The sequence below is a fragment of the Streptomyces sp. NPDC096105 genome (assembly GCF_044763335.1).
Lineage (GTDB): Bacteria > Actinomycetota > Actinomycetes > Streptomycetales > Streptomycetaceae > Streptomyces.
Window position 1 is genome coordinate 49,494 of the sequence record NZ_JBIWGC010000031.1, and the last position, 15,909, is coordinate 65,402.

The window sequence follows — 15,909 nt, forward strand, 5'->3', positions numbered from 1 at the left end:
CGGACAGCGGCCGTCGCGCGGTGCGCGCAGGTGGCAGTCGCTTCTGGTGGTCGTGTTGCTGGCCGTCTCCGCTTTCTGCGCGCTCAGCCTCGGCACCCCCTACGTCCCCCCGCACCGGCTGGCCGCCGCGGTGCTGGACGGGGACACCAGCCTGGCCGGGATCGTCGTGAATGAACTCCGCGTGCCCCGACTGCTGTTGGGGCTCATCGCCGGAGCCTGCCTGGGGGCGGCCGGACTGGTGCTCCAGGAGGCGCTGCGCAATCCTCTGGCGGTGCCGGAGATGCTGGGAGTGTCGTCCGGGGCCGCGCTGGGGGTGGCCGCGCCGCTGGTGCTGTCGCTGTCGCTGCCCGCCGCCGTTCAGCCTCTGTCGGCCATCGGCGGGGCCGCGCTCGGCGGCGGGCTCACGTTGCTCGTCGCCGGGCTCGGCCGCAGTCCGTCCGCGGTGCTGCTGACCGGCGCGGCGGTGGCGGCCGCGCTGCAAGCCGCGCTGCTTGTCCTGATGGTCATGGCCGACCAGTTGGACCTCCAGCTGATCTACCGCTACCTGCTCGGTTCCCTCTCCGCCCGGACCTGGGAGGACGTGACGGGCCTGTGGCCGTGGCTGCTCGTCGCGGTGCCCGCTCTCGTGCTGTGCGCGCCGGTGCTGTCGGTGCTGCGGCTGGGTGACGAGGACGCGCAGGCGCTGGGTGTGCGTGCCCAGCGCGCACGGCTGGCCGCTCTGGCCATCGCCGTGGTGCTGATCGCCCCGGTGACGGCAGTGTGCGGTCCCGTCGCGTGGGTGGGCTTCCTCGCCCCGCACCTGAGCCGCTGGTTCGATCCCGCGGCCGGGGCCGTGCGCTGGCTGCCGTGGTCCGCGGCCTGGGGTGCTGTCGTCGTGGTGGCCGCCGATGTCCCGGCCAGGCTGGCGCTGGCACCCGTGGAGACGCCGGCCGGCGCCTGGACCGCTCTGTTGGGGGTGCCGGCCGGCGTCGCGCTGATGCGGTCGGGCGGCCGCCGCCAGGCGGTCCGGCGGGGGCCGGCCGCTTCGGCCGGGGTGCGCGGGCAGCCGTCCGGGCCGCGGAAGGCGGCCTCGGGTGCGGCGGACGAAGGACCTTCCGCCGGGGCATCGCATCACGCTCACCGGGGCGGACCCGGGCCCGGCGGTCCGGCCTCGCCGTCTCCCGGGACGATCAGGACGGAGGACGTACGGTGACACGGCGTTTCACGGCCCTCGCGGCACTGGCCGTCGTGTGCGCCGCGGTGGAGGTGGTGGCCGGGCGGGGCATGTCCCCGGGTGTGGTCTGGGACGTCCTGAACGGGGGCGGTGACGCGACGGAGCGGCACATCCTGTTCCAGCTGCGCCTGCCGAGACTGCTGGTGGCCCTCGGCGCGGGCGCCTGTCTGGCCGTGGCGGGGCTGGTCCTGCAGTCCGCCCTGCGCAATCCCCTGGCCGGACCGGAGGTGACGGGCGTGACCCCGGGGGCGGTGCTCGGCGCCGTCACCGCGACCGCCCTGGGACTCGCCGGGTGGCATTCGCCTCTGGCCGTGGTCCTCGCCGCGTGCGGGGGCGGGTGCGCCGGAGCGGCGCTGTTGTGGCTGCTCGCCGGCCGCGGGCGCGGTGATCCCGCGCAGACCGCCGTGCACGGGGTGCTGGTGTCGGCGGTGCTCGGCGGGCTCACCGCCATGGTGCTGTTGGTGAAGCCCGGCGAACTCGGCAGCGTGGTGCAGTGGCTGGTCGGCACCACGGAGGGCCGGGTGTGGGAGCACTGGCACCTGCTCTGGCCGTGGGCGCTCGTCTGGGGGGCCGCGGCCTGGCTGCTGTCCGGGCCGTTGACCCTGCTGCGCTGCGGGGACGACATCGCCCTCGCCGCCGGGCTCTCCGCGCGCCGGGCCCGGACCCTGGCCCTGCTGTGCGCGGTGGCGCTGACGGCGGGTGCGGTGGCCGCCGTCGGGGCGCTGGGCTTCATCGGGCTGCTCGTCCCGCATCTGGCCGTGGCCGTCTTCGGCGCGGACCTGCGCCGGAGTCTTCCCGGCGCCGCCCTGACGGGCGCGGTCGTGGTGTGCGGGGCGGACGCGGCGGCGCAGCTGTCCTCGCGGCTGCTGGCGACGGCGTTCGACTCCGGACGGCTCACGTTGCCGGTCGGGGCGCTCACCGCCTGCCTCGGTGCCGCGCTGCTGTTGATCGTCGTGCGCCGCACGCCGAGCCGTACGTTCTGACGTCGAATCGAGGACAGAGCATGATCGAGTCCGTGGGGATCCACGTCGAGGGGGTCCACTTCGGCTACCCCGGACGGCCCGTGCTGCGGGGCGTCGACCTGACCGTCCGGCCGGGCGAACTGACCGCCCTGATCGGTCTGAACGGCTGCGGCAAGTCGACCCTGCTGCGGCTGGCCGCCGGGCTGCTGCAACCGGACGAGGGGAGCGTTCGGCTCGGCGGGGACGACCTCGCCCGGCTCTCGAGGCGTGCCACGGCCCGGAGAGTGGCGCTGCTGCACCAGTCCGCCCCGGCCGTCCCGGGCATGACGGTCAGTCATCTCGTCCGGCAGGGGCGGTACGCGGCACGCGGCCCGCTGGGCATGCTGCGCGAGGGCGACGACCCCGTCGTGCGCCGGGCGCTGCGTGACGTCGGGGTGGAGGAGTGGGCCGACCGTGACGTCGACGCGCTGTCCGGCGGCGAGCGGCAACGCGTCCGGCTGGCGATGGCGCTCGCTCAGGACACCCGGGTCCTGCTGCTCGACGAGCCGACCACGTACCTGGACCTGCACCACCAGCTCGACGTACTGCAGACCGTGGTGCGTCTGCGCGAGGAACGCGGGCTCACGGTGGTGATGGTGCTGCACGACCTGGCCCACGCGGCCCGGTTCGCCGAGCGGATCGTCGCCCTGCGGGAGGGCCGTGTGGTGGCCGACGGAGCGCCGAAACAGGTCGTCACGCCGGGGTTGCTGGCGGAGGTGCTGCAGGTGGCGGGCCGGGTCGGTGAGGATCCGGAAGGGGGGTGGCCCGTGTGTTACCCAGATCACCCCATCGCGGCACTAGAATATGAAAATCAGATTCATTAGAGTGAGGTGTGGCGCTCATCCGAACGCCGTATCTCCCTGCTGATGAAGGAGAGTTCATGGACAACGAGCAGATCTTCGAGCCGATCGCCGACCCGGGTCAGCTGGCTCACGACTCGGCCTCTCACTCCAACGCGCTCGTCGAGAACCCCTTCGAGGACACCGAGGAGTAAGCGAGGGCCTGGCCGCCCTCGACCGTGGGCCCGCCCGATGCCTTCCGGGCGGGCCCACACCCGTCCCAGGTCCCGCCGACAGGAGGAACGCCGTGTCCCGTAGCCGACTCGTACCCGGTGCCGAGGTCGTCGCCGTGCCCGGGCGAGGGCTCGCCGTCCGCACCCCCGCGGGAGAGTTCTTCAGCGTCAGGGCAGGAGACGTCGACGAGGACGCCTTGCTCTCCCTGCTCGCCGGGGGGACCGCAGCCCCGCTGGACGAGGGGCTGGAGCGCGTGGTCCGGGCGTTCGAAGAAGCCGGCTATCTGGCGGAAGGGCCGTCGGCCCCGGAGTGGCCCGCCGCTCGCCGGAACGTCAGCATCCTCGGCGACCCGGTACTGACCGAACCGCTCGCCGTGCACCTGGCCGCCCTGGGCGCGCGGCCCCGTACGGCTCCGGCCGTGACCGCCTCCGGCAGCTCGCCGGCGGGTGTGGAGGACCTGCTCGACGGAAACCCCTCCGCGGTCGTGTGGTGCCTGGACGGACCCGCGCCGGACGGCTTGTGGGACGCCGCCGACCGGCTGCCGGAGCACGGTGTCGCGTGGCTGCGCTGCCACCGCGAGGGCTGGCAGGCGTACGTCGAGCCGGTGGCCGCCGCTCCCGGAGACGTCACCTCGGCGCACGTCCGGTCCCGCCGGCTCGCCGCCACACCCGCCCACCGGGAACTGGCCGCGTACTGGAGCGGCCCCCGTACCGCGGGCACGCCCGTCCGGCTCCCCGTGCCCGCCGCCGCGCTGCTCGCGGCGCTGCTCGCGGACGATCTCAGCCGGTGGGCCACCGGCGCCCCCGACACGGCCGGCCTCCCGGCACGGCGCCGGCTCCGACGCGTGGACCTGCGCACGCTGACCGTCACCGAGCACGCCGTCCTCCCGGTGCCCGACGTCGCACCGACGCCGAGGAAGGGCGTATGACGGCGTTCGAGACGGCCGTGGGAGAACTCGCCACCGACGTCCGTCTCCCGGCCGGTGACGGTCCCTTCCCGGCCGTCCTGATCCGCACCCCCTACGACCGGACACGCCACCGGGCCGAGGCGCGTGGCTGGGCCCAGCGCGGGTTCGCCGCCGTCGTCCAGGACGTGCGGGGCCGCTTCGCGTCGCCAGGGAAGTGGCATCCGTACGCGAACGAGACCGCCGACGGAACAACAGCAGTCCGCTGGATCCGGCGGCAGCCGTGGAACGACGGGCGGCTGGTGGCCGCCGGCGCCTCCTACGCCGCCCACTGCGCCCTCGTCCTCGCCCTCGACGCCCCTGGGAACGCCCGGCCGGATGCCGTCATCGCGGCCGTGCCCGCCCTCGGCCCGGCGGAGACGGCCCGCGAGGCGTCCGGCGTGGAACGGCTGCTCTCCCGCGCCGGATGGTGGGCCGCCCACGGCGACCGGCGCGACTCCGACGAAAGCGCGCTGGACAAGGCCCTCGCCGAGGATCCCGGCCTGCTCGCCCACCTGCCGTTGACCGCCCTGCCCGAGCGGCTGGGACGCCCCCTGCCCTCGTGGGCGGGGCTGTGGCGCCACCACGACCGCGGACGCCTCGTGGCACGGGCGGCGCACGCCGGGCCGCCCCTGCTCGCGGTGGGCGGCCACCACGACCACTTCGCCGAGGAGACCGTCGCTCTGTGGCGCGCCTGGGGCGGATCCCCGGCACGCCTGCTGCTCGGCCCTTGGGGGCACTCCCTGACCGCTGCTCCGGGACCGGACGCGGGCCCCGCCCACCGGCTGAATCTCGGTGAGCTGTACGTGCGCTGGGCCCGCCGCGCCCTGACCGGCGACCTCGCCCCCGGCCGCCACGGCGCACTGGCGCTCGGCGGCGCCGGCCTGTGGCTGCCGGCCGGCGCCGAGGGAGAACCGCGCGCCCACCGCACGCGCCTGCTGCACGGCTCCGCCTTCATCGCCGACCCCGCACGGCCCGTTCGCTCCGACGACCTGACCGTCCCCGCGGACGGTCCGCCCGACCGCTGCCTGCTGGTCACACCGCCGTCGCCGCGTCCGCTCGACCTCGTCGGACCGTCCCGTGTGCGGCTGCGGGCCACCGCCCACACACCGTCCGCCGACTGGGTCGCCCGGCTCGTGGCGCTCCCACCGGACGGGACCGCCGAGCGGCTCGCCGTCGGCATCGTGCGGCGCGCCGAACCAGCGGGCCGGGAAGCCGCGTTCACCGTCGAGCTCGGCCGGCTCGCACGCCGGCTCCGGGCCGGTACACGGCTGCGCCTGGAGATCGCCGGACACCACTTTCCGGCCCACGCCCGCAACCCCCACACCGGGGACGACCCGATGACGGCCGAACGTCTGCTCGCCTCCCGGCGGCAGGTCGACCCGGACAGCGTGGTGCTGAACCTGCCCGTGCTCCCGCCCCGCCCCGCCCCCACCGCCCCTGCCGAGGAGATCCTGCGATGACGGCTCTGCCGTTGGAAGCGCTCGTCGACCCCGTCTGCGGCATCGTCCGCAAGGTCAAGCCCGTCGAGCACCCCGCGGGCGCCCCGCCCCGCTACACCGCGCTCACGGCCGAGATGTCCGACGCCCGCAGACTCGGGCTGTGGCCCGCCGACCGGGTGTCCCTCGGCACCACCTTCGGCGATCCGGAGCAGGCCCGCGTCGCCGCGATAGCCGAGGGGATGGAGCGCTACTGCGGCAACCGTGTGCCGCCGCCCGGCCACCCGGACGCACCCCTGCGCGCCACCGCCGCCGAACTGGCGGACAAGGGCCTGCGCCTGTACGGCCCGGCCGATCTGCCCGCCTACGCACCCTGGCAGTACGCCCGCGCGGAATTCCCCTACCGCCCGCTCACCGCCGACACCCCCGCGCTGTGGACACGAGGAACCGAACGACTGTCCGACGGGACCGCCGCCGAGGTCTGGGCACCCGTCTCGCTCACCCACCTCAACTGGCGCCAAGGCGGCCTGCGCGAACTGCCCCGCACCCACCACCTCAACTACGCCGGAATCGCCGCCGGACAGGGCCTCGACGACGCGATCGAGCGCGGCCTGCTGGAAATCGTCGAACGCGACGCCCTGGAACTGTGGTGGCACCTGGACGGCCCGGCCCGGGGCATCGACCCGGCGAGCGTGCCCGGCCTCACCGACGACCTCGCCGGTTCCGCGCTCGAGGTCCACCTCGTCGAGATGCACTCGGAGTTCGCCCCCTGCATGGCCGCGCTCGTCCACGACCCGCGCCTCGGCCTGTACGCCGCCGGGTTCGCCTGCAAGTACGACCCGGCCGAAGCAGCCCGCAAGGCTGTCCTCGAAGCCGTCCACACCTGGGTCTTCACCCAGGGGCTGACCGGCCCCGACGGCTGGGTGTTCCAGGCCGTCGAGGCCGGGCTGCTCGCCCGCGGGCTCTACCTGGACCACCGGGCCGACGGCCGCTACCTCGACGTGTGCGGCAAGCAGTTCGAGCACGTGCGGGACCTGGGAGCGCACGTGCAGGTGTGGCTGGACGAACGGATGGCGGCCGAGGCCCGGAGGTTCACCGAGCCTGCGCTCGGGACGGTATCCGTCGACGCGGTCGAGCCCGGAAGCCGGGAGCGGCTGGAGAGCACGCTGCGCGGCGGCGGCCACCGCGTCATGACCTTCGACCTCACCACCGAGGACGTGGCGGAGACCGCGCTGCGCGTCGCCCGGGTCCTCGTCTCCGGACTGCTGCCCAACGCGCCCGCCGCCTTCGGCTACTTCGGCTGCCCGCGCCTCGCCGAGGCCGCGGTCGCGCGCGGATGGCGCACCACCGCGCCGAGCGCGCCGGAGGACTTCACGCTGGCGCCTCCGCCGCACATGTGAGGACCGCCGTGGAACACCCCCGCGAGGACCGCCCGGTGGACCTCGCCGCCGCCCTCGCCCGCGCCCGCTCCCCGGAGCGCCCCGGCCCCGACACGCCCGCCGGCACAGCCGTCCGCCCCTGGCCGGGGCCACCGCGCCCGATCCCGGAGGCCGGCCCCGCGGACCTCGACCTGCGGACCCTGCTGCGTCTGTCCCTGGCGGCCTCGGACACCTCCGGACGCCTCAGGCCCACCCCCTCCGCCGGTGCGCTGCACCCGGTGGACACCGAACTGGTCGTGGGCGCCGGCTGCTCCCTGCCGCCCGGCCGCTACGGCTACGACCCGCTGCGCCACCGCGTCCACCACGTCGGCCCGCCCCTCGACGGCACGCCGCCGGGCGTGACCGCCGCGCTCTCCGTCACCGCACAGCGCACGGTGTCCCACTACGGCCACCGGGCCTGGCCCCTCCTGCTGCTGGACACCGGGCACGCCGCCGCGGCGCTGCTCCTGGCGGCCCGCGTCCTGGGCGCGGGCGAATGCGACGTACGGATGGACGGGCGCACCGAGAACCCCCTGGCCGTCGTACGCGTCCCACCGCCCGACGGGCGGAGTCCGAAGCGCCCCGCGGAGACTGAGGACCCGCCCACGCCGGCCGACCTGCTGGCGCGCCGCAGTACCCCACCACCGTTGCCGGGCCCCCCACCCCGCGATGCGCTGCGGGCAGTCCTGGCCACCGCCGAACGAGCCGGGGACGGTGGCCTGTTGCGCTGGTGCGCCGCGGTCGGACCGCCTCGGCCCGGCCTCATGGAACTGGCTCCCGAGGGCACGGCCCTGCGGCGCTACGCGTCCGGCGAGGCCCGTCCGACGCTCGCGGCCTGGGCGGCGGGCCAGGCGTGGCTCGCGGACGCCGGCGCCGTACTGCTCGCCCACGGCTGCCCCACGGACGCCGACACCGCGCACATCCGCCGCGCCCACCTGCGAGCCGGCTTCGCCGTCCACCTGGCCCATGTCGCAGCCCTGCGCCACGGGCTGGCGGCCCGGCCCGTCGGCTCCTGGCAGCAGGCGGATCTCGGCGCCGCCCTCGGCGCCGCGCCGGGCCGTGACTGGGTCGTGCACGCCCTGGCCCTCGGCACCCGCCACGCCGACGAGGAGAACTCCACATGATCGTCCACCTCGAGCTGCGCCGCGCCGCAACGCGCGCACGGCGTCCCCTGCTCGCGGCCACCCTCCTGCAGGGAGCCGTCACCCTCACGCACCTGGCACAGGCCGCGCTGCTGGCCCTCGCGCTCGCCGGCCTGGCCCGCGGGGACACCGGCCGGCTCCCGTGGCTGCTGGCCGCGGTGCTCGCCGTCGTCGCCGCCCGCGCCGGGCTCGCCCTGTGGCAGCGGCGCACCGCCACCCGCGCCGGGGCCCGGGCCAGGGTGGCACTGCGCGACGAACTCCTGGCCCACCTGGGCCGGCTGGGGCCCGCGTACCTGACCACAGCGCGGGCGGGAGCCGTCCGCACCACCCTGGTCGAGGGGGTGGAGGGCGTCGACGCCTACGTCTCCCGCTACCTGCCCCAGCTCCTGGTCACCCTCGCGGTACCCCCCCTGGTCCTCGCCCTCCTCGCCGTGGTCGAACCCCGGGCCCTCCTCGGACTCGTCCCCGCCCTGCTCCTGGCCCTGCTGGGGCCGCGCGCCTGGGATCGGCTCCTCGCCGCCCGCGGAAAGGAGCACTGGGACACCTACGAAGGGCTGGGCGCCGACTACCTGGAGGCCCTGCAGGGCATGCCCGCCCTGCGCGCCGCGGGCGCGGTCGGCCGCACCCGGGCGCGCCTGGAGGAGCGGTCCGCGGCCCTGCACCGGGCGACCGTCGCCAAGTTGCGGGTGTCCCTGGTCGACACCGGCATCACCGACCTCGCCGTCCAGGGCGGCACCGCCGCCGCAGCGCTCCTGGCGTGCTGGTCGGCCGTCACCGGATCCACCACTGCGGCCGGCACCTATCTGGTGCTGCTGCTGGCCTCCGAGTGCTTCCGCCCCGTCCGCGACCTCGCCCGGGAATGGCACGCCGGCTACCTGGGGGCGTCGGCCGCCGACGGGCTGGCGGCCCTGCGCACGGCCGCGCCGGCGGTCCCCGACACCGCAACGGCGCCCGCGCACTGGCCCACACCGCCCGAACTCCGCTTCCACGACGTCCGGTTCACCTACGACGGTGCTCCCGCACCCGCCCTGGACGGTGTCTCCTTCACGGCGCGGGCGGGACGGACCACCGCGATCGTCGGGCCGTCCGGCGCGGGCAAGTCGACCCTGCTGGCCCTGCTCCTGCGCCACCACGACCCGCAGGAAGGGCGGATCACCCTCGACGGGCGTCCCACGACCGAGTACGCGCTCGACTCGCTGCGGCAGGGCATCGCCGTGGTCTCGCAGGAGACGTACCTGTTCCACGCCACCATCGCCGACAACCTGCGCCTGGCCCGTCCGGATGCCACGGACGACGAGCTCACCCGGGCGGCGCGCACCGCCGGGATCCACGACGAGATCGCCGCCCTCCCGGACGGCTACGCCACGGTCCTCGGCGAACGGGGCGCCACGCTCTCCGGCGGGCAGCGACAGCGGCTCGCCCTCGCACGGGCCCTGCTGTCGGACGCCCCGGTCCTCGTCCTCGACGAGGCCACCAGCTCGGTCGACGAGCGCCGCGAGGCGGACATCGTCCGGGAGCTGCTGAAGGCGGTCGGCGGGCGGACCGTCCTGGTGGTCGCCCACCGGCTCGCGGCCGTCCGGTCCGCCGACCGGATCGTCGTCCTCGACGCGGGACGGGTGGACGCCGTCGGCGACCACACCGGCCTGGTCGAGGCCGGCGGCGTCTACACCCGGCTCGTCGAGGCCGGCCGCGCCCATCGGGGGGAACTCGCCGCATGAGCACCGTCACCGGTCCCACCGCCGCCGGGGCGGACGCCCCCGCACGGGGCGCGCTGCGCGCCCTGCTCCCCGCCCTCGCGGCACACCGCGCCATGACGGCCCGCACCTGTGCCGCCGCGCTCCTCGAACAAGGCTCCCTCGTCGCGCTGGTGACCCTGGCCGCGCACACCGTGGGCACCGCCGTCATCGAAGGGCGCGCTCCCACGGCCGGCACCGTCACCGCGCTCGTCGCCCTCGTTCTCGTACGCGCCCTGATGACCTGGCGGGAGATGGACCTCTCCCACGATCTCGCCTACCGGGTGCTGGCCGTACTGCGGGTCCGCGTTTTCGACGGACTGGCCCGCAGCGCGCCCGCCCGGGTCGCGGGCCGCCGCAGCGGCGATCTCGCCGCCACCGCCATGGCCGACGTGGAGGCGCTGGAGTTCTTCTACGCCCACACCACCGCCCAGCTGCTCGCGGCGGGAACGGTCCTCACCGGCGGCTCGGTACTTCTGGCCCTGGTGGAGCCGTGGCTGCTGGTGGCCGTGCTGCCGGTCGCTGCCCTGCTCGCCGCGGCGCCCTTCGCCGACGCAGGCGCACGCACGGTGCGCGGCGGCCGCACCCGCACAGCCGTGGCCGCGCTGTCGGCCGACACGGTCGAGACCGTCGACGGGCTGCGCGAACTGCTCGCCTTCGGCGCTCTGGCCGGACGCCGCCGCACGCTGGCGGAGCGGGGGCGGCAGGTGGGCGACGCCCAGCGTGCCGAGGCCACCTGGGAGGCCGTCGCCGCCGCCGTCCGCGACCTCCTCATCGTGGTCGCGGTCCTCGGCGTGGTCGCCGCGGCGGCACAGTCCGTGACCTCCGGACGGCTGCACGGCGCCTGGGCGCCGGCCGCGATGGCGCTGGCCCTGTCCGTCCTCGGCCCGGTCGCGGAGTCGGCCCGCGCCCTGAGCCAGGCCGTGGCCCTGCGCGCCGCCGCCGCCCGCGTCGACGCGGCCGTCAAGGCCCCCGCCCTCGCACCGCCGCCCGCCACGCCACGCCCCCTGCCTCCCGGACCACTGGGCGTCCGGTTGCGCCGAGTGAGGTTCGACTACGGCGGCACCCCCGTGCTGGACGGCGTCGACCTCACCGTCCGTCCCGGCCGGACACTCGCCCTCGTCGGCGCCTCCGGCGCCGGCAAGTCCACCTGCGCCCACCTGCTGGCCCGCTTCTGGGACCCGTCCGCCGGCGAGGTCCAGTTGCTGCCCGCCGACGGCGATCCCGTGGACGTGAGGGAGGTGGACGACGCGGAACTGCGGCGGGCGGTGGTCCTGGTGGGACAGGACACCCCCCTCTTCCACGGCACCCTCGCCGAGAACCTGCGGCTCGCCGCGCCCGAGGCCGACGACCGGGCGCTGGCCGAGGCGGCACGGCTGTGCGGCGTCGACCGGATCGCCCCCCTGGACACCCTCGTCGGCGAGCGGGGCGCCACGCTCTCCGGCGGTCAGCGGGCCCGCATCGCCCTGGCCCGCGCGCTGCTGGCCGGACCACGCGTCCTCGTGCTCGACGAGACCACCGCCCACCTGGACAACACCGGCGACGCCGAACTCGCCACCGCGCTGCGGCAGGAGAGCCGCACGACGGTCTTCATCGCCCACCGCCCGGCCACCATCCGCCGTGCCGACCGCATCGCAGTCCTGGAGGACGGCCTCATCACGGAAGAGGGAACCTGGGAGGACCTCACAAGCCGCCCCGGCAGCGCGCTCAACCGCATCCTCGGCGACACCGCCCTTCCTGGGCACGGCAGTTCGCCCCGGGAACCGGACCAGTGACGCTTAGGGACGGGTGTACCTGGAAACGACTACTCCCGAACGATCGTCGCGCCGGCGGTCGGCCGGCACCGGGAGGGGTCTCACGTGGACGCGCCCTTGTACTTGAGGCCCAGGGTGGAGCCGCCGCTCGCGGCACTGCTGACGGACGGGCCCTTCCTGCACTCGCTCGTCGACGCGCTGGGGTCGCCGCTCAACGTGCTGCTCCCCGAGGCCGTGGCCGCGAACACCGCCCGCTTCCGCGCCGTCTACCGCCGCCACCGTCTCACCGGGCGGGTGTACTTCGCGCACAAGGCGAACCGGTCCAGCGCCCTGCTGCGGCGACTGGCGGCGGAGGACCCGGCCGCCGTCGGCGTCGACGTCGCCTCCACGGAGGAGCTGAGGCACGCGCTGGGCTGTGGGTTCACCGGCGACCGCATCATGGCCACCGGCCCCAAGGACGCCGCGTTCCTCTGGCTGGCCGCGCGCGTCGGAGCCACGGTCAACCTGGACTCGCCCGGGGAACTGGAACGTCTCTCCGCACTGGTGCGCGCGCACGGGCTCGGCCGCGTCACCGTGCTGGTACGCCTGTCGGGGTTCGAGCACGCCACCGGCCACGGGGGAGCGGGCACCCGGCTGCTCTCCCGGCGCAGCCGCTTCGGCACTCCGGTCCGGGACGCGGAAGAGCTGCTGTCGGCGCTCGAACGCAGCACCGACACCGTGGAGTTCGCCGGCGCCGCCTACCACCTCGACACCACGGGCGTGGAGGAGAAGGCACGGGCGCTGGAGCAGTGTGTGCTGTTCATGGACGAATGCCGGGCGCGGGGACTCGCGCCGCGCGCCCTCGACATCGGGGGCGGATTCGGTGTCGGCTACGTCGCCGAGGCGGAGGACTGGGAGCGGTGGACCACCGCGCTGACCGAGGCGGTGCTCGGCGTCCGCCCGCCGTTGACCTGGCGCGGTCACGGATACGGGCTGCGCAACGAGGGCGGCACGGTGCGCGGTGCCGCCGCGCTGTACCCCGCGTACCGCCCCACCGCCGGCCCCGGTTACCTCGACGAGGTCCTCTCCCTGCCCGCGCCGGTGCTGGGCCGCCCGCCCGCCACCCTCCTGCTGGAGCACCTCCACGACCTGTACGTCGAACCCGGCCGTTCCCTGGTCGACCAGTGCGGACTGTCGCTCGCCCGCGTGCTGGACGTGCGGCCCGCGGACACGGACGCCGGGCAGTACCTGGTGCACCTCGCGATGAACGCGGGTGACATGAGCCTGGAGGAGCACGGGGTCCTGGTGGACCCCGTGCTGCTTCCGCGCGGCGAAGCGGCGTCGGGCGACGGGGAGCCGGTCGGCGTCTACCTCACCGGCAATCTGTGCCTGGAAGGCGATCTCATCACCCGCCGCCTGGTCTTCCTGCCCCGGTTGCCGCGGGCGGGGGATCTGCTGGCCTTCGCCAACACCGCCGGATACGCCATGGACTTCCACGCCCATCACGCGCAGCGGCAGCCCGTCGCGCGGACGGTGGCGGTGGAGCGGCGGGGCGACTCCTGGCACTGGTGCCCGGACGAGGACTACTGGCCGATCACACCTTTGGGGGGAACACCCGGATGAGGTACGACAGCATCACGGAAGCCATCGGCAACACACCGCTGGTGCGCATCGACCCCGCCGTGCACGGTCTGCGCAACATCGATCTCTACGCCAAGCTGGAGATGCTCAATCCGTTCGGGTCCGTCAAGGACCGGCCCGCCTGGCACATGGCCCGTCCCCACCTGGAGGCTGCCACCGGCCGCGACGGGACGGTCGTGGAGCTCTCCAGCGGCAACACCGCCAAGGCGCTGGCCCTGCTGGCCGGTATGCACGGAGCGAGGTTCAAGAGCGTCACCAACCGCATGCGCGTGCCCGAGATCAAGGATCTCCTGCTGCTCATCGGCGCCGAGATCGAGGAACTTCCCGGGCGCAGCGAGTGCCTCGACCCGACCGACACGGACGACCCGCTGACGCACTTCCACCGGGCGCTGTCCGACCCGGGGAGTACGTACCTGCACACCGACCAGTACTTCAACCCGCGCAACGTCGAGGCGCACGCGGAGGGTACCGGTCCCGAGATAGTGAAGGACCTGGACGGCCGGGTGCCGGACTGGTTCGTCGCCTGCGTGGGCACGGCCGGTTCGTCGACCGGTGTCGCCAGGGTCCTGCGTGAGCACGACCCGCGCGTACGGGTGCTCGGCCTGGTCGCCCACAAGTCGGACTTCATACCGGGCATCCGCACCATCGACGAGGTCCACCAGGTGGGCCTGTTCGACCCGGCGACGTACGACACCATCGAGTCGGTCACCTCCGACGAGGCCATCGACGGGATGCTCACCCTGATCCGCCGCTGCGGACTGCTGAGCGGACCGACCGGCGGCGCCGCCTACCAGGGGGCGGTGCGGCACCTGCGGTACGCGGACGCCGAGCTGGACGGGACGGGGCAGCGCCGGACGGCGGTGTTCATCGTGTGCGACCGGGCCGAGAGCTACCTCAGCTATGTGCGTCAGCGACGCCCCGAACTCCTGGGCCGGACGGCCCGCGGGCGCTCCGCGACGGCCGTCACCGACGCCGAGGCCCGTGCGGAGGCCCGCGTCATCGACGTGGACGACGCCCGTCGCTGGTCTGCCGAGGGCGACCCCCGGCCACTCGTCGTCGACCTGCGCAGTCCGCACGCCTATGCCGCCCTGCACATCGAAGGCTCGGTCAACATCGTCGACGAGGTGTTCGAGGACCTGCTGCGCGGCGGGCTCCCCTTCAGCAAGCGCACTCCCGTGCTGCTGGCCTGTCCCGTGGGCGAGAAGTCACTGCGCTTCGCCGCCGCGCTGACCCGGATGGGCCATCCGGACGTCCGCAGCCTGGCCGGCGGGATCGTCGCCTGGCGGGACGCGGGCGCACCGCTGGTGCGCGAGTGAGCGCGGCGCGCCCGCTTCCCGGCGCGGAGCCCGAAGGTCCGCTCTGGCAGCGGGAGGTGAGAGAACAGTTCCCCATCGTCACCGGGCATCCGGAGCTGGCGTACCTCGACAGCGCGGCCACGTCACAGAAGCCACGTGCCGTACTGGAGGCCGTCCAGACGTACCTCACGACGTCGAACGCCAACGCCGGCCGCGGCACCTACCCCTGGGCCAACCGGACCACGGACCTCGTGGAAACGACGCGAGAACGGGTCAAGGAGTTCCTCCACGACCCCGAACCGGGCCGCTCCGCCGTCCACTTCACCAGCGGCACCACCGAGGGTCTGCGTACGGTCGCCCGTGACTGGCTCGTGCCGTACCTCAGGGACGGGGACGAGATCCTCGTGCCGCACGCCGACCACCGGGCCAACCTCGACCCCTGGCTCGAGGCCCGCCGGCTGCTGGCCGAGCGCGGTGTCGAGGTCCGCGTACGGGCGCTGCCGTACCAGGCGGTCTCCGGCGACTACGACCACCGGGCCCTGGCCGAGGCCGTCGGCCCGCGGACCCGCTTCGTGGCCGCCACCCATGTCCACCACGTCTACGGCGGCGACATGAACGTGCACCGCATCCGCGAGGCGGTCGGCCCGGACGTGCCGATCTGCCTGGACGCGGCACAGAGCGTCGGCCACCTGCCCGTCCGTCTCGACGGTCCGTCGCTGGACGTGGACTTCGTGGTCTTCTCCGGGCACAAGGCGATGGCCCTGCCCGGATCGGGCGCGGTGTGGGCGCGCAACGCGCGGGGGCCCGTGTTCCGGCCGGGCGGCTGGCAGGGCACGCCCAACACGGTGGGCATCGTGTCGCTGCGGGCCGCGCTCGACTGGCTCGACGCGGCCGGCGTCGAGCGGATCGCGCGCTGGACGACCACACTCACCACCCGGCTGACGGACCGGCTCGTACGACTCGGCCCGTACGAGGTCCTCGGCTGCCCGGCGAGCCTGGCCGCCGGCTCCCCCCTGCCCGCGGCCCAGCGTCGCCACGGCATCGTCACCTTCCGCCACCGCGACATCCCGTCCGACGACCTCGGGTTCATCCTCTTCAGCCACGGTTTCATGGTGCGTGCCGACAGCCTCTGCCAGGCCGGCGCCGACGGGCGGGACGGATCCGTACGGGTGAGCCTGCACGTGTACAACACGGCGGAGGAGATCGACCGTCTGCTGTCGGTCCTCGCGTCGTTGACGTGAACGGCAACTGATAACCGTTTCCACCTGTAGATTCGTCCGTGCCCACGGACGGACGAGGGACGGATGAGGTGGCGCGGGCGATGGGCGTGAGCATGGG

The 15,909-nt window shown here is 74.9% G+C and carries 13 protein-coding genes; all 13 read left to right on the forward strand.

Features of this window, described 5'->3' with window-relative positions; all coding sequences use genetic code 11:
• Window positions 1–46: 46 nt before the first annotated feature.
• The 13 genes from ACIQ8B_RS31215 (at window position 47) to ACIQ8B_RS31275 (ending at window position 15,812) form a co-directional block, all read left to right on the forward strand.
• Window positions 47–1,192 (forward strand): FecCD family ABC transporter permease, encoded by a 1,146-nt coding sequence (locus ACIQ8B_RS31215; protein ID WP_403551482.1) that lies wholly within the window; start codon window positions 47–49, stop codon window positions 1,190–1,192.
• Window positions 1,189–2,196 (forward strand): iron ABC transporter permease, encoded by a 1,008-nt coding sequence (locus tag ACIQ8B_RS31220; RefSeq protein WP_290002821.1) that lies wholly within the window; start codon window positions 1,189–1,191, stop codon window positions 2,194–2,196. The genes ACIQ8B_RS31215 and ACIQ8B_RS31220 overlap by 4 nt, the downstream gene beginning before the upstream one ends.
• Window positions 2,197–2,216: 20 nt before the next feature.
• Window positions 2,217–3,038, forward strand: coding sequence for an ABC transporter ATP-binding protein (locus ACIQ8B_RS31225; protein ID WP_290002822.1), 822 nt, complete (start codon window positions 2,217–2,219; stop codon window positions 3,036–3,038).
• A gap of 56 nt (window positions 3,039–3,094) precedes the next feature.
• A complete protein-coding gene (amiA, locus tag ACIQ8B_RS31230) occupies window positions 3,095–3,208 on the forward strand; it encodes a streptamidine family RiPP (protein WP_290002825.1) in 114 nt (37 codons plus the stop codon).
• Between the two features lie 92 nt (window positions 3,209–3,300).
• Window positions 3,301–4,155 (forward strand): hypothetical protein, encoded by an 855-nt coding sequence (locus ACIQ8B_RS31235; RefSeq protein WP_290002828.1) that lies wholly within the window; start codon window positions 3,301–3,303, stop codon window positions 4,153–4,155.
• A complete protein-coding gene (locus ACIQ8B_RS31240) occupies window positions 4,152–5,633 on the forward strand; it encodes a CocE/NonD family hydrolase (protein ID WP_403551486.1) in 1,482 nt (493 codons plus the stop codon). Before ACIQ8B_RS31235 ends, ACIQ8B_RS31240 begins: the two co-directional genes overlap by 4 nt.
• Window positions 5,630–7,009 (forward strand): YcaO-like family protein, encoded by a 1,380-nt coding sequence (locus ACIQ8B_RS31245; RefSeq protein WP_403551488.1) that lies wholly within the window; start codon window positions 5,630–5,632, stop codon window positions 7,007–7,009. Before ACIQ8B_RS31240 ends, ACIQ8B_RS31245 begins: the two co-directional genes overlap by 4 nt.
• An 8-nt stretch (window positions 7,010–7,017) precedes the next feature.
• The gene (locus ACIQ8B_RS31250; protein ID WP_403551490.1) at window positions 7,018–8,151 is read left to right on the forward strand and encodes a SagB/ThcOx family dehydrogenase; all 1,134 of its coding nucleotides are present in this window, start codon (window positions 7,018–7,020) and stop codon (window positions 8,149–8,151) included.
• Window positions 8,148–9,887, forward strand: coding sequence for an ABC transporter ATP-binding protein/permease (locus tag ACIQ8B_RS31255; RefSeq protein ID WP_403551492.1), 1,740 nt, complete (start codon window positions 8,148–8,150; stop codon window positions 9,885–9,887). Before ACIQ8B_RS31250 ends, ACIQ8B_RS31255 begins: the two co-directional genes overlap by 4 nt.
• Window positions 9,884–11,677, forward strand: a complete 1,794-nt coding sequence (locus tag ACIQ8B_RS31260; protein WP_403551495.1) for an ABC transporter ATP-binding protein — start codon at window positions 9,884–9,886, stop codon at window positions 11,675–11,677. Before ACIQ8B_RS31255 ends, ACIQ8B_RS31260 begins: the two co-directional genes overlap by 4 nt.
• Window positions 11,678–11,761: 84 nt before the next feature.
• Window positions 11,762–13,258 carry a Y4yA family PLP-dependent enzyme gene (locus ACIQ8B_RS31265; RefSeq protein ID WP_403551497.1) on the forward strand — a complete coding sequence of 499 codons (1,497 nt, stop codon included), beginning with the start codon at window positions 11,762–11,764 and terminating at the stop codon, window positions 13,256–13,258.
• Entirely contained in the window at window positions 13,255–14,592 is a 1,338-nt protein-coding gene (locus tag ACIQ8B_RS31270) for a pyridoxal-phosphate dependent enzyme (RefSeq protein WP_403551499.1), read from the forward strand. The genes ACIQ8B_RS31265 and ACIQ8B_RS31270 overlap by 4 nt, the downstream gene beginning before the upstream one ends.
• The gene (locus ACIQ8B_RS31275) at window positions 14,589–15,812 is read left to right on the forward strand and encodes an aminotransferase class V-fold PLP-dependent enzyme (RefSeq protein ID WP_403551501.1); all 1,224 of its coding nucleotides are present in this window, start codon (window positions 14,589–14,591) and stop codon (window positions 15,810–15,812) included. Before ACIQ8B_RS31270 ends, ACIQ8B_RS31275 begins: the two co-directional genes overlap by 4 nt.
• Window positions 15,813–15,909 lie beyond the last annotated feature (97 nt).

Bases quoted from the DNA above. Each gene is read 5' to 3' on its own strand.
- ACIQ8B_RS31225 (WP_290002822.1), top strand. From the start codon at position 2,217: ATGATCGAGTCCGTGGGGATCCACGTCGAGGGGGTCCACTTCGGCTAC.
- amiA (WP_290002825.1), top strand. From the start codon at position 3,095: ATGGACAACGAGCAGATCTTCGAGCCGATCGCCGACCCGGGTCAGCTG.
- ACIQ8B_RS31240 (WP_403551486.1), top strand. From the start codon at position 4,152: ATGACGGCGTTCGAGACGGCCGTGGGAGAACTCGCCACCGACGTCCGT.
- ACIQ8B_RS31245 (WP_403551488.1), top strand. From the start codon at position 5,630: ATGACGGCTCTGCCGTTGGAAGCGCTCGTCGACCCCGTCTGCGGCATC.
- ACIQ8B_RS31255 (WP_403551492.1), top strand. From the start codon at position 8,148: ATGATCGTCCACCTCGAGCTGCGCCGCGCCGCAACGCGCGCACGGCGT.
- ACIQ8B_RS31260 (WP_403551495.1), top strand. From the start codon at position 9,884: ATGAGCACCGTCACCGGTCCCACCGCCGCCGGGGCGGACGCCCCCGCA.
- ACIQ8B_RS31270 (WP_403551499.1), top strand. From the start codon at position 13,255: ATGAGGTACGACAGCATCACGGAAGCCATCGGCAACACACCGCTGGTG.